This is a genomic window from Alkalicella caledoniensis (genome assembly GCF_014467015.1).
In the GTDB taxonomy this organism is placed as follows: Bacteria; Bacillota; Proteinivoracia; order Proteinivoracales; family Proteinivoracaceae; genus Alkalicella; species Alkalicella caledoniensis.
The window spans coordinates 3,175,275-3,187,661 of the sequence record NZ_CP058559.1 but is presented as its reverse complement, the minus strand read 5'-3'; the positions used below and the strand labels follow the sequence as shown (position 1 = coordinate 3,187,661).

Sequence of the window (12,387 nt, the reverse complement as noted above, 5' to 3'; positions counted from 1 at the left end):
CCTCCTAAAATAGCCTAAACTACATATCTAATGAATACTCGTCATCCTCTAATGAAACTAAAGTTCCTTCATCATCTACATCGTAAACACCCGTTATATTATTTCCTTTATTAACATTGAAAACAACAAAACAGGTCCAACAGTAAAATTGATTGTTAGCAACTTTACCTATATCTTTTCCACTACAAACAGGGCATAACATAGCTTGATCAACCTCCATCAATATTGTTCTACATTTGACCAGTAGTCTGCCCCTTCCTCAGCTTTTTCCCAAATTGCTTCTAGGGAAGTAAGTCTTTCTAACATCATCTCTTTTTTCCCTCTGTTTTTCTCGAAAAAGTCAATAACATAATTGGGTACAACCACTGTATCCTTTCCATATATTGTTGACTTTGGCAAAGGAATTATACCTCTTCCTTCTAATATATCGTGAATAAGACCTTCTGAAACTTCAAAACCTACTATATGACCATTGGTCTCATTAACAAAAACATCTTGAATTATACCTATGCTTTTTCCTGCTTGAGTAAATACTGGCTTAGTTATGAACTCTTTGTATTTATGGCAGTCACTGAATTTTTCAAGATTCTTTTCAAATTTTAGTTCACCAGAAGGCACAGTTACTGCACCTTCTCCTATATTCTTTATTTGACTTATATCAACTATTTTTGCTTCCCGTAAAAAACCACCGTTTTCTAAAATAAAGCCTGTTATCACACCTTTAGCAAGATTCAATAAAACTTCATGAACCATCCCTAATCTCTCACCTTCAGAAGTTGAAAGAAGGGGAAGCCCCAAAACATCACTTACTTTTATCAAAATCTCACCCCTTTCCTTTGGTTTAGTATTTACATATTACTGCAAAGTAATTCTTCAAACTTTAAGCCATAAGTTTTACTGACTATTTTTCAGCTCCCATTACCCAAGCCCTAGTGGAAAACTCTGTATGAACTAAAAAAACGCCCCTGGCGTTTTTTTTAGTTGAACCTTTTTATTTTCTACTTTTTAGTGCGGCTCTGAGACCGCTTTCCTCATTATTTTTTATCCTTATAAAATTTCCATAATGCTTAAAGTAAGCTATAAGTGCAAGGGTTATTCCTATATAAACCCCTTCTATTGGATGGCCAAAATACAGAGTCAATATTGGAAATAGTGAGTACATCACTATTGCTCCAAGGGCTATATAGTCTGTTACTATAGTTATAATTAAAACAACTAAAAATAAAATCAATCCAATCCTATAGTCATAGGCCAGTGTCATTCCTAGCATAGTTGCTAGCCCTTTGCCACCTCGAAAGCCTAGGTAGTAGGGGAAAATATGGCCTAAGACAGCAGTACTACCTGCTATAAACGGAAAAATTTCGGATTTTGAAACGAAAAATCTTATAAAAAGCACAGCTACAATACCCTTTAAAATATCCACAAGGGCTGTGGCCACACCATATTTCCAGCCCATAACGGTAGTTACGTTAGAAGCTCCAGCGTTATTGGTGCCATGTTCGCGAATATCAATTTTATTAATAATCTTACCTAGAAAGTACGCTGTTTGAAAGGAACCTAGAAAATAGCCTGCAAAAGATGCAACTAAATAACTATTCATATTATCACTTCCATCCTAGTAAATATTAGCTTTCTATCACAACCTGAGCCTTTTGGGTTCCTTTATAGTTAACTAAAAATACTCCAGCTACAATAACTATACCACCGATGTATTGCATTGGATACAGGCTTTCTCCTAATACAAAGTAAGCTACGATTATGCCTACAAAGGGCATGAGGTTTAGATATACATTTGTGCTAGATGGTCCTAAGCCTTTGATAGCAATCAAAAATAAGAAACACGCAAGGGCAGAACAAAAAAGTGCCAAATACAATACACTTCCAATTGTTATAGGAGATATACTTATAGATCCCACCCCTTCAAAGAGTAAAGCAGGAATCATAAATATCACACCGTAAAGCATTTGATAAGCAGTTAGCAAAACACTAGGCTGTTCAGGGTTTAATCCTTTGGCCACAATTGTGTATATTGCCCAACTCAAAGCGGCACCTAGCATAAATAAAGTACCTAACATTTCATGTGAGTTTCCTGAAATAGATACTGACTTACCAATAACTAGTCCCACACCAACCATGGATATCAATACACCTAAGCCTTTGTTAAAACTAATGGACTCTTTAAGCCAAAGGACTTCAATGGCCACAGTAAACAAAGGGATAGCTGCTAAAATAAGAGTTCCGTTAGCTGCAGTTATTAGACTAAAACCATAACTCTCTAATAGAAAATAAACTGAATACCCAACAAAACCACATAGGGCCAGTAACTTGTGGTCTTTTTTAGTTAACACAACATGACCATAGATCTTTTTACTAATTATCACCAGCAAAAGCCCCGCTATCAATGTTCTTGAAGTAACTAGTATAGAAGGCGATAACTCCCGAAGAGCTATCTTGGTTATGGATCCTGAGCCTCCCCAGAAAAAAACCGTTGCCAGTACTGCTAAAGTTGCTAATTTATTATCGCTCATCAAGTCATCTCTCCACTATAAGTATTTTCTACATTGATTCTACATTATTTTAGGGTATTTGAGAAGGTGAACTTATATTACTTTTTTTACCTACATTAACTATCAAAGTTATCAACTCTGAAATTCCATAAGTTGCGAAAAATATAGTCAAAGAAGCAAATAGCCCAAAAATCATTACTATTAATCCATCCATGGGGTTAAAGTGGTATCCATACCCTATAAACGTGAATACACCAGTAAAACGAAATGGCTCTAAAAGCATATAACTTAAATAGTCGCTGCTTGATAAAATCACAAAAAAGCCCATGGCTATACATATGGGGAATAAAAAAGTGATATAGACCTCTCCAATGATTTTTATAAGCTTAGATATTAAAGTCAGTATTGGGTAGTGGATAAGCTGAGTTTTATTAATATCATTTGCCCTAGCAATAAGCACGTGTACAACCATGTAGGTTATTATAACAAACAAAAGAGCAAAGATCAGTCCTAAAAATGCAGTGGAACCAGCCAACATACCACTAAAAATTTCATTTAGTAGGCCAAAGAAAAGAAATAAACCAAGTAGTGAAATAATACCGGCCATAGCCCTCATACATATAACAACTAACTTCTTAATAAAGTCTGTGTCACTAAACTTTTCTAAAACAGTGTTCATAAACAATAAGTTCTTCACGTTTTTCCCTCCTTTTGGTTTGTTATAAGTGTATTCGAGAATATATATTTTTTTCCTTCTTATTGGTAAAAAACTCTTACAATAAAAAATTACCTTAAGTTATTGTAAAATTTATGCAATAATATATATAGTTAGTTGCGGAGGTGATCTACATGACAATAAAAGTTATTGATAAAAATTCTTTCAAAGATTATAAAAAAATCCTTGAAACAGGAATTAAGGATTTTATCCCAATGTTGCCTTATGTAAAGTCAGAGTTTAATGATTTTCGCCGCTATCTTCAGTTTGGCGAAAAGGCAATTTGCCTAGTTGACGAAGTATCAAAGTCAGAAACTTGTATTTATCATCTGTATACACTACCAGATGATGATGGCTTACTCAGGTCTAGATTGTTACTACCTTCTAGCTTTGAAAATCGATTTGACATAGTTGATAAGTCTATACAAAATTTCAAGAAATGGTTAGATACCCAGCCCTTTAGAAAATTTATGATTCAGATGTTAGAGCATGGGGAGATAGAATACTATCCAACTTTATCTACTTACTTATTACCAACTTTGATTAAACAAGGGTTTAACCCGTACTATAGGGTTTACATGAGAAAAGATGAAGATAGCAAAGGTCAATCCCCAAATTTTACCCTTCCAGGTGATATGAGTTTTGTGCACTATAGTCCCAACTTAAAAGATCAGATAATATCATTTTTTTACCAACAAGATCCCAACGGCTATTTTATTAATTGTTCTTACAAGGAGTTTCTAGATTATATTGAAACCGACGATTTTAAAAAGTCAGCTATGTTTTTGCAAAATTCCAGTGATCAAATAGTGGCCGGTGTATTTTCAGGGTATGAGGAATATGATAATAAAGTTTGGGTTGATAATTTCAAAATAGGTTCTTGTGCTCAGACTGGTCATGAAGAAAGAGTTCTAGGACAGTTCCTACTGGGCAAACAGCTTGAATTAATAAACAAGTCTTATCCCCAAAAAGAAGTGATTGTATATCTATCAAGGGAATTCCAAAAGCCTATTCATCTATTCGAAGAGTTTAACTATTACTGCTTCGAGTTCTGGGTAGATGCCATTTTAGAAAAATAACAAGGAGGAGTATCCTTTTGTCATATCGAAACGCAAAAAACATACTCCCACCTGACATACTAGAGCAAGTACAAAAATACGTACAAGGTGAACAAATATACATTCCCCAAAAGGGAAATGAACGAACTAAGTGGGGGAAAAAAAGTGGAGCAGTAAAAAACATATCCTTTAGAAATAAAGAAATTTTAGCTAAGCATCAAGAAGGGTTTTCTTACGAAGAACTAACACAGATATTTTTTTTAAGTACTGAAAGCATTCGCAAGATTGTATACGCACAACGCAAAGACAAATAAGAAAGGATGATACCTAAATGGCCAAAAAAAATCGTGGCAAAGGTCTATGGAACTTAGAGTCAAGGGGCAGAGGAACATGCCCCATATGTAAAACCACAAGAGTCAAAGTCCTATACGATACAGTAACAGAAAATGGCACTGTAAAAGTATGCAAAAAGTGTAAGTAATGAAAGGGGTTCAGGCTTCAATCATCCATTATTGGATAATTGAAGCCTGAACCCCTTATTCTAATTAGGGAGTATAAATAATTTAGTGTAATTGGATTTCTTACTTTACTGCATCTACTAGTAGAAAATCTAAACATACATCAGAAATATTTTCCCATTACTGGGATATAATATTCATGGCTCTTACTTACTAAAAGGATAAGGCAATACTGGAGAGTAACCTGAGCGATTAGTAAGGTTCTGCCGAGGATAGAGGATCTGACCCTCTATCTTTTTTTGTCCTTTTTTCTATCCTTGGGAGAACTAAAGCGATAAACTCCTGGGCAAAGCCCAGCACTAAACAGCTAAATTTGAGTCAATTCTATCCTCAAAATATATTGCAAACTGGGAGATACATTGTTTCCAGATCCTAAGTGGTTGAGTCCACTTCTTAGATATTTCCATGGTAGCTAAGTACAATATTTTTTCTAAGGCTTCATCGTTAGGGTAAGATGTTTTAGTTTTAGTAACTTTACGCAGCTGTCTATGGTATGCTTCGATGGTATTTGTAGTATAGATCAATTTACGTATCTCGTTAGGATACTTAAAGTAAACAGTTAACTCATCCCAATTTTTTTCCCATGATTTAATAATTATTGGGTGTTTTTTACCCCACTTTTCTTTGAACTCTTCAAAAGCATATTCTGCTTCATCAAGAGTTAAAGCTTGGTATACTTTTTTCAGGTCTACCATTACCTGTTTCATTTCTTTATACGAAACATACTTCATCGAGTTTCTGATTTGGTGAATAACACATAGCTGTATTTCTGTTTTTGGAAAGGCAGAGTTAATAGCCTCAGAAAAGCCTGAAAGTCCGTCCTTACAAGCAATTAGGATGTCTTCTACACCTCTATTTTTAAGGTCATTAAGTACTCCTAGCCAGAACTTTGAACTTTCGTTACCACCAATCCATATTCCTAAAACTTCCTTGTGACCTGCCATATTTATACCTAGTACACTGTAAGCCGCTTTATTAATTATCCTGTTATCTTCACGAACTTTAAAGTGAATTGCATCAAGGAAAACTATAGGGTAGATCCTATCTAGTGGCCTAGATTGCCATTCAGCAATCATAGGTAGTATCCTGTCTGTAACTTTACTAACCATTGTTGCTGATACCTCGATGCCGTAGATATCTTGCATATGGCTTTCTATGTCACGTGTGGTCATTCCGTTAGCATACATGGATATTATTTTATCTTCGAGCTCATTGCTAGTCCGTTGATATTTCTTGATTACTTGTGGTTCAAAATCCCCATTACGATCCCTTGGGATTTCTATGGTTGATTCTCCGTACTTAGTCTTAATGGTTTTCTTGTTGTAACCATTTCTACTATTCCCTGAATGATCGCCAATGGGTGAGTGTTTATCATAGCCTAAATGCTCATCCATTTCAGCTTCGAAGATTTCCTGCATAGTATCTTTGAATAAACTTTTTAAGTGTTCTTGTACTTCTTCTACACTTCGGCACTCTTTTGCTAATTCTTTGGCTAATAAATTACCCTTTGTAGTCATAATTGGACAACCCCTTTTTTAGTGGTATTATTATCCAATTACACGTAATTTATTACGCTCTCTCTAATTATTCCAGGTAAATGTTCTGACAGGTATGTCATCTAGTCCCTTAATCTCTAGAGTAATTGGCTCGTTTAGTAAATCCTTAGAAAGTTCATCAACTTGAACCGTTAATATTCCGAAAATGTGATGGCCTGCTCCAGATACTATTTCCCACTCTATTCCTTCTGACACGTATTTTTCACCAATCAAAACGTTGCTCATTTTGCCTAAATCATATTGATCTAAGTCAACGGTATGTGTATCCATGGATATTTCAAACATTAGTTTGTTTGCTTCATCTAGCCCACTAAGCATAACACCTATAATCACATCACCTTGAAAATCTTCTCTGAAAAGTTCATCATCATTAATATCATCATTAATATCATCATTAATATCATCATTAAACTTGTCTTTGAATTCATTTTCAATGGAATCATTTTCTTTAAAATCAAACTCATCAACCATATAGTTACCAGAGTTAGTGTTTCTAGAACCGACGTAAAGGGAGATTCCTTGAAAAACACCAAGACCTATAAACGTAAATATTATAAATATCACTAACATTTTTTTAGCCATATGCTTTTACACAACCTTTCAAAGCTATAGATTACAAATGCACATTATAGTAGATAAATAGAGATAGAATAGTCAGTATTCCTATAGTTATTATACTCAGTAAAAATTCTTTATTCTGCTCAATCTTCTTCTTTTCTTGAGTTGTGTCATTTGCTACACTTGTCTGAGTCTTTTGGCTCAAATTTTGTAAGAACCTATCTAGTAAAATCGCTACAGCTATAAATATTAGGCTATACACATGAGCAACGGACAGCCTCCCAATAACTAAAGGATTCTCCCTAAAAAACTCAACTATAAACCTGTTCATGGAAAAACCAATGAAGTACATGACAAATAACTGACCATTATACCTAGTGTTTTTTCTTTTGCTCCATAGTATTAAAAACAAAATATAATTTAAGATGGCCTCATACATCTGTGCGGGATGCAACAGTTGCCCTCCAATATTAATCCCCCAAAACCACTGCCCAGTCATGGGGATACCAAATACATCGCAACCTACCCTACCAATACCCTGACCTAATATTATTCCAGGAGCAAATGCATCTGCTGTTTTCCAAACAGGCATGCCATTTCTTTTCATATACCAAATTGCAAAAACAATTCCTGCAATCAGTGCCCCCTGTATAGATAAACCACCATTTTGGATCATAAATATCTCTTTAGGGTTATTAAAGTAAAAGCTTGGATTAAAAGCCAATATATAATTGAGCCTTGCCCCTACTACTCCAACGATAATTGTATAAAAGGCCAAATCAAATGTCTTCTCAAGTTCCAAACCTTTTCTTTTAACCTCCCTAACAACTATATAAAGCCCTGCTACAATTCCTAATGCCATTGTTATACCAAACAAATGTATACCTATACCACCAATATTAAATAATAGTTTCATATATTTCTCCTCTCATTGGCATCTATTTCAATACTTTTATAAACTCTTTCTTTAATGCAGAAACTACCCCAACCTCCACCTCCATGTGTTTAACCTTTCAGTCCTGTTATTTTATAATGCAATAACTATGCCAAAATATAAAAGCGAACCTCTTCAAGGTTCGCTTTTATATTTGTGGATCTATAGGCAAAGTTATAATAAATCTTGTCCCCTTACCCTTTTCACTTTCAACGGTTATTTTTCCACCATGGGCGTCAACTAGAGTTTTTGCTATGGAAAGTCCAATCCCTGTCCCACCAGTTTTCCTACTGCGGGATTGATCAGTTCTATAAAATCTCTCAAATATAAATGGTAACTCATTTTCATCAATGCCAATACCTGTGTCTTCAATAATTACTTTGATATTATTGTTTGCCTTGACCAAGTTAACATTTACTAGACCTTCTGTATTTGTAAATTTCATTGAATTTGAGAGTAGGTTAATGATTACTTGCCTGATTTTATTCCTGTCCCCATTGTACACTATATTATCTTCAATTCTTACTCTGAGACTTATATTTTCCTGTTTAAAGCTATGCTCAAAGCTATTGGTTATCTCTAATATTTCATCCGACAATGAGAAATTTTGCGTATTTAGGACAAGATCATGGTTCTCAATTTCATTCAGATGCCTTAATTCTTCCACAAGGTTAATAAGCCGTACAACTTCTTTTTTGCATATATCTAATTTTTCCGGTGTAGGCTCCCATATTCCGTCACTTAGTGCTTCTATGTGACTTTGCAATATTGTCAAAGGTGTGCGCAATTCATGGGATATGTCTGAAGTTAGTCTCTTACGTAAATTTTCTTGATTCGCAAGAGATGTAGATAAATGATTAATTGATTGTGACAACTCTTTAAGTTCATCAATTGAGTTATCTATCTCCACATGAGTACCTAAATTACCTTCCCTTATTTTATTTGCTGCTTCAGTTATCTTAATAATAGGTGTTGAGAATACTTTAGAAGAGTGAACACCAAATATAACCGCTATTAAAATAGATATAACTGCACTATAAAAAATGGAGTAGTTAATACCTCGAGTAAATTGAACCTCTCTTTCTGTGGCAATAAAAGGACCTAACTGACCAACTATGATTGTGCCCACTAACTTATTATCAACTATCAGGTCATAACCTTCAACAAAGTAATTATCATCTCTAAGCCGGTTATCCAAAGCTTCAGACTGCCTTCTTCCCATCATCCCATGCCCTATCCTTTGCATCATATCATTATGCATTTTAATTATGGTACTCTCCATAAAGTGTGTAAAAATTGTGTTTTGGTATATATCCCTTATCTCTATATCAAAGTTAATAATATCAGGGGATGAACTAACACTCTTAAGGGCATCATCGGTCCACCCATTGTTTAGGGTGTAGGACTGTTCCACTACTTGAATTAGGTTATTCAATCTATCCTGGTGCTCATTTCTCATGTATGTGTCAAATTCCCCTAGCAGATTGATGTTAGTAATAATGCTAACTAAGATTATGGAAAAAATAGCTCCTCCCAATACCAAAAGTATTACCCTAGACCGCAGCTTATTTAACATCTTTTTCACCAACAAACTTGTAACCAACACCATATACAGTAAAAATATACTTTACATCTTTTTCTTCAATTTTGTGCCGTATATTTTTTATATGTGTATCTATTGTTCTGTCATATCCCTCATAGTCATACCCTAGAACCTTTAGGACCAACTCGTCTCTACTGAATACTCTCCCTTGATTTTGAGAAAGTAGTAGTAATAGTTTGTATTCTGTATTGGTTAACTCTACTAATAAGCCTCTTTTTTTAACTTCTTTTTTATCTAGATCTATGGATAAGTGGTTTTTTTCGAAAACCATGGAATTACTTCTATTCTCCACCCTCGTCCTCCTAAGTATGGCTTTTACCCGAGCCACAAGTTCCTTAGGGCTAAAAGGTTTTGTCATGTAGTCATCAGCCCCAATATCCAAACCATGTATTCGCTCGTATTCTTCCACCTTTGCAGTTAGCATAAGTATTGGAACATTTGAAGTATCTCGAATTTCCTTACATACCTCTTCCCCACTCAAGCTTGGTAGCATTAAATCGAGAACAATAAAATCAATTTTATTATTAGTAATGATTTCTATTGCTTCTACTCCATCAAAAGCAGTAAAGACTGTATACCCTTCCTTACCTAGGTAAGCCTTTAACACATTTACTATTTCAGTTTCATCATCAACAACCAATATATTTATAGATTTTCTTTCCACCATAACACCTCCTACCATGCGTGACTGGGTTAAAGATACTATAATATCCAGTATTTTTCAATACTGGATATTATACTTTTCTATTTAGTTGTTAAAGCGTCCCATCATATTTCCCATGAAACCACTCTTATTTCTACCACCCATCATAGAATTGTGCATATTAACCATTCCTTCAAATCCTATGGATTCCATCATTCTTGTCATATTTCCAAAACCATTATCATCCATTAAATCAAGCATTTGTTGATATTCTTCCTCTGTAAGGTTATTCATATACTCATTCATGGCTTCAAAATCTCCTTGTTCCATAGCAAGAGCCATATCTTCGAACCCATTTTCCTTCATAATTTCTAGCATATCATCTCCGCCACAGTGGTTAGTGCTTCGTGCTCCAAATCCATTTCTTGGCACAACGCTTCCAATAATATCTGAATCTGTATCACTAGCTAAGGCTAAACCTCCTAGTGATATTACAGTGATTGCTAGGGCTGCAATTAAAATTAATACTTTTTTGTTCATAATTATTATTCCTCCTTCAAATTTGTTGTTTGTTTTGTATTGGTTTAAGCTTAGTATATTAAAAGATTTTGAAGAAATTATGAAGAAATTTGCCATTTCATTTTTCTCCCTGATAAATTAATGATGGTTATGTATTTCTGGACTCTGATTTAGAAGTAGGAAAACTACACCCAGTATAACAAGTAACGCACCCAGTAGTTTATTAATAAAGTTTCCGTGCTGGATCTTTTCGTATATTTTTACTATTGAATTTGAGAAAGCACCAAACAAAATGAATATTAAGCTATGACCCAGACCAAAAACCAGTAATATCAATCCTCCGTATATAATACTCCCCCTCATCATTGCCAATGTTAATACTGAAATAATAAAGGGTAGACTACATGGTGTAAATATTAATGGCAAAAAGATATTACTTAAAATTCTCTTTCCCGATTTCTTTTTCTTTGTATAAAGCACAACGATTTTAAAGGGTATAAATTTACTGATGCGAAGCCCAAGGAGCCTTAAACCCAAGTAAAGGTATATTATCCCTGCAAAGGTATAACTAATAGTCATAATTGAGTGTAAAGACATGCCCACAGTGGATACAATCATCCCAAGTGCTGTTAAAATAATGGAAAAGCTCAATGCAAAAAGGAATAAACCGCTCCACTTCTTCTTCCCCTGCTCACTTTCAATTGTAGTACCTAGATAAATAGGTACCATCCCTAGCATATGGGGGTTTAATGATGAAATAAATCCAATCAAGAATACTATTATATATACTAATAATGAATTTCCCATAATTAATCCCTCTAAAAGGTTCATAAATCCGCTCACTGATCTTCCTCCTTCTGTTAGTAACTGGTTTTTTAATTTATATGATTAACTTTATAGAAATACCACTTAAATTACATAAATAATATTTTGTAAATATAAAAATGTAGCATCTTCTACTTCTGTGTAGGAAATGCTACATTTTTATATTTATTAGACTGATATTGCCAAACTCTTATTATATTTAACGGATTCATTTATTGTTTTTATCAATTTGTTAATTTCTAGTGATTTCACGCTGATATATATAGCTCCCAATTCTATTATTTCCTTTACAGCTTGGCTTTTTAGATTATTCCCAACAGCTATTACTGATGTTCTTGGATTCTTTTTAATTTCCTTAAGTATATTTTTCCTACCTGTGATGCCTTCATTTACATTTATCACCACTACACCTGGGTCTATTTGATTTAGTACATCAATACCTTCATCACCACTACTGGCATGAAATGTAATAAAACCTGCTCTCGTCAAGGCATTACTTATTGTCCAATAAATGTTCTTATCTCTGTGTATTAGTAGCACTCTTATGTTCATCTTTTCCTCCATGTGTAATTAAATTATTATTAGATTTCTATTAGATTTGTATTAAAAAACTTAAAATATATAAGAAACTATCGCAATTAGAACTAACATTCCCCCTACCCAAAGCATCGTGTTTGTATTGCTGACAGTATCTGGCTTATTATTATAATTTTCGGTATTTTTATTTTTATTTAGGTGATTATGTCCTCCACCACAACATCCCATTACTCCACCTCCCTTCATAAATACTATCTTTCATATTTTTCTTACTAAAGAGATCTGAGCTGAGTAAAAAGAGCCTTAAGTTTATGAAGAAGGGGAAATTTAATTTTAAAGAAGGTTAAGGCTCTTAAACTCAACAGAAGAAATTTGTTCTTAACAAATATATAAGCAATTTACATGCCAACTTTA

General features: G+C 34.1%; 17 protein-coding genes. 3 read left to right on the top strand and 14 right to left on the bottom strand.

Annotation, left to right across the window (positions count from 1 at the left end):
* Window positions 1-19 precede the first annotated feature (19 nt).
* From HYG86_RS15520 to HYG86_RS15500, 5 genes are all read right to left on the bottom strand, one after another.
* Window positions 20-220: a hypothetical protein gene (locus tag HYG86_RS15520; protein ID WP_246451828.1), complete on the bottom strand. Its 201-nt coding sequence runs from the start codon at window positions 218-220 to the stop codon at window positions 20-22.
* The gene (locus HYG86_RS15515; protein WP_213166474.1) at window positions 220-819 is read right to left on the bottom strand and encodes a PRC-barrel domain-containing protein; all 600 of its coding nucleotides are present in this window, start codon (window positions 817-819) and stop codon (window positions 220-222) included. The genes HYG86_RS15520 and HYG86_RS15515 overlap by 1 nt, the downstream gene beginning before the upstream one ends.
* 172 nt (window positions 820-991) lie before the next feature.
* Window positions 992-1,600 carry a glycerol-3-phosphate acyltransferase gene (locus HYG86_RS15510; protein ID WP_213166473.1) on the bottom strand — a complete coding sequence of 203 codons (609 nt, stop codon included), beginning with the start codon at window positions 1,598-1,600 and terminating at the stop codon, window positions 992-994.
* 25 nt (window positions 1,601-1,625) lie between these two features.
* The gene (locus HYG86_RS15505) at window positions 1,626-2,528 is read right to left on the bottom strand and encodes a DMT family transporter (RefSeq protein ID WP_213166472.1); all 903 of its coding nucleotides are present in this window, start codon (window positions 2,526-2,528) and stop codon (window positions 1,626-1,628) included.
* Between the two features lie 49 nt (window positions 2,529-2,577).
* Window positions 2,578-3,204 (bottom strand): hypothetical protein, encoded by a 627-nt coding sequence (locus HYG86_RS15500; RefSeq protein WP_213166471.1) that lies wholly within the window; start codon window positions 3,202-3,204, stop codon window positions 2,578-2,580.
* A gap of 152 nt (window positions 3,205-3,356) precedes the next feature.
* Here HYG86_RS15500 and HYG86_RS15495 point away from each other — a divergent pair, with 152 nt between their 5' ends.
* The 3 genes from HYG86_RS15495 to HYG86_RS15485 are packed head-to-tail and all read left to right on the top strand — an operon-like array spanning window position 3,357 to window position 4,761.
* A complete protein-coding gene (locus HYG86_RS15495; RefSeq protein ID WP_213166470.1) occupies window positions 3,357-4,301 on the top strand; it encodes a hypothetical protein in 945 nt (314 codons plus the stop codon).
* A 17-nt stretch (window positions 4,302-4,318) separates the two neighbouring features.
* Window positions 4,319-4,594, top strand: coding sequence for a CD3324 family protein (locus HYG86_RS15490; protein WP_213166469.1), 276 nt, complete (start codon window positions 4,319-4,321; stop codon window positions 4,592-4,594).
* A 17-nt stretch (window positions 4,595-4,611) separates the two neighbouring features.
* Window positions 4,612-4,761 carry a hypothetical protein gene (locus HYG86_RS15485; RefSeq protein WP_213166468.1) on the top strand — a complete coding sequence of 50 codons (150 nt, stop codon included), beginning with the start codon at window positions 4,612-4,614 and terminating at the stop codon, window positions 4,759-4,761.
* A 336-nt stretch (window positions 4,762-5,097) separates the two neighbouring features.
* On the opposite strand, the gene HYG86_RS15480 is transcribed toward HYG86_RS15485, so the two are convergent.
* The 9 genes from HYG86_RS15480 to HYG86_RS15440 form a co-directional block, all read right to left on the bottom strand.
* Window positions 5,098-6,315 (bottom strand): IS256 family transposase, encoded by a 1,218-nt coding sequence (locus HYG86_RS15480; RefSeq protein ID WP_213166306.1) that lies wholly within the window; start codon window positions 6,313-6,315, stop codon window positions 5,098-5,100.
* Window positions 6,316-6,378: 63 nt separating this feature from the next.
* Complete coding sequence (locus tag HYG86_RS15475) at window positions 6,379-6,924, bottom strand: hypothetical protein (protein WP_213166467.1); 546 nt, start codon at window positions 6,922-6,924, stop codon at window positions 6,379-6,381.
* Between the two features lie 43 nt (window positions 6,925-6,967).
* Entirely contained in the window at window positions 6,968-7,828 is an 861-nt protein-coding gene (gene lgt, locus HYG86_RS15470) for a prolipoprotein diacylglyceryl transferase (protein ID WP_213166466.1), read from the bottom strand.
* A 166-nt stretch (window positions 7,829-7,994) separates the two neighbouring features.
* Window positions 7,995-9,455, bottom strand: a complete 1,461-nt coding sequence (locus HYG86_RS15465) for a sensor histidine kinase (protein ID WP_246451827.1) — start codon at window positions 9,453-9,455, stop codon at window positions 7,995-7,997.
* Window positions 9,412-10,098 (bottom strand): response regulator transcription factor, encoded by a 687-nt coding sequence (locus HYG86_RS15460; RefSeq protein WP_425489246.1) that lies wholly within the window; start codon window positions 10,096-10,098, stop codon window positions 9,412-9,414. The genes HYG86_RS15465 and HYG86_RS15460 overlap by 44 nt, the downstream gene beginning before the upstream one ends.
* 99 nt (window positions 10,099-10,197) lie before the next feature.
* The gene (locus HYG86_RS15455; RefSeq protein ID WP_213166464.1) at window positions 10,198-10,632 is read right to left on the bottom strand and encodes a hypothetical protein; all 435 of its coding nucleotides are present in this window, start codon (window positions 10,630-10,632) and stop codon (window positions 10,198-10,200) included.
* 117 nt (window positions 10,633-10,749) lie between these two features.
* A complete protein-coding gene (locus HYG86_RS15450; protein ID WP_213166463.1) occupies window positions 10,750-11,454 on the bottom strand; it encodes a cytochrome c biogenesis CcdA family protein in 705 nt (234 codons plus the stop codon).
* Between the two features lie 150 nt (window positions 11,455-11,604).
* Entirely contained in the window at window positions 11,605-11,988 is a 384-nt protein-coding gene (locus HYG86_RS15445; RefSeq protein ID WP_213166462.1) for a response regulator, read from the bottom strand.
* Window positions 11,989-12,048: 60 nt separating this feature from the next.
* Window positions 12,049-12,201 (bottom strand): hypothetical protein, encoded by a 153-nt coding sequence (locus HYG86_RS15440; protein ID WP_213166461.1) that lies wholly within the window; start codon window positions 12,199-12,201, stop codon window positions 12,049-12,051.
* Between the last annotated feature and the right edge of the window lie 186 nt (window positions 12,202-12,387).

Bases quoted from the DNA above. Each gene is read 5' to 3' on its own strand.
- HYG86_RS15520 (WP_246451828.1), bottom strand. From the start codon at position 220: ATGGAGGTTGATCAAGCTATGTTATGCCCTGTTTGTAGTGGAAAAGAT.
- HYG86_RS15510 (WP_213166473.1), bottom strand. From the start codon at position 1,600: ATGAATAGTTATTTAGTTGCATCTTTTGCAGGCTATTTTCTAGGTTCC.
- HYG86_RS15505 (WP_213166472.1), bottom strand. From the start codon at position 2,528: ATGAGCGATAATAAATTAGCAACTTTAGCAGTACTGGCAACGGTTTTT.
- HYG86_RS15495 (WP_213166470.1), top strand. From the start codon at position 3,357: ATGACAATAAAAGTTATTGATAAAAATTCTTTCAAAGATTATAAAAAA.
- HYG86_RS15485 (WP_213166468.1), top strand. From the start codon at position 4,612: ATGGCCAAAAAAAATCGTGGCAAAGGTCTATGGAACTTAGAGTCAAGG.
- HYG86_RS15480 (WP_213166306.1), bottom strand. From the start codon at position 6,315: ATGACTACAAAGGGTAATTTATTAGCCAAAGAATTAGCAAAAGAGTGC.
- HYG86_RS15475 (WP_213166467.1), bottom strand. From the start codon at position 6,924: ATGTTAGTGATATTTATAATATTTACGTTTATAGGTCTTGGTGTTTTT.
- lgt (WP_213166466.1), bottom strand. From the start codon at position 7,828: ATGAAACTATTATTTAATATTGGTGGTATAGGTATACATTTGTTTGGT.
- HYG86_RS15465 (WP_246451827.1), bottom strand. From the start codon at position 9,455: ATGGTGTTGGTTACAAGTTTGTTGGTGAAAAAGATGTTAAATAAGCTG.
- HYG86_RS15455 (WP_213166464.1), bottom strand. From the start codon at position 10,632: ATGAACAAAAAAGTATTAATTTTAATTGCAGCCCTAGCAATCACTGTA.
- HYG86_RS15445 (WP_213166462.1), bottom strand. From the start codon at position 11,988: ATGAACATAAGAGTGCTACTAATACACAGAGATAAGAACATTTATTGG.
- HYG86_RS15440 (WP_213166461.1), bottom strand. From the start codon at position 12,201: ATGGGATGTTGTGGTGGAGGACATAATCACCTAAATAAAAATAAAAAT.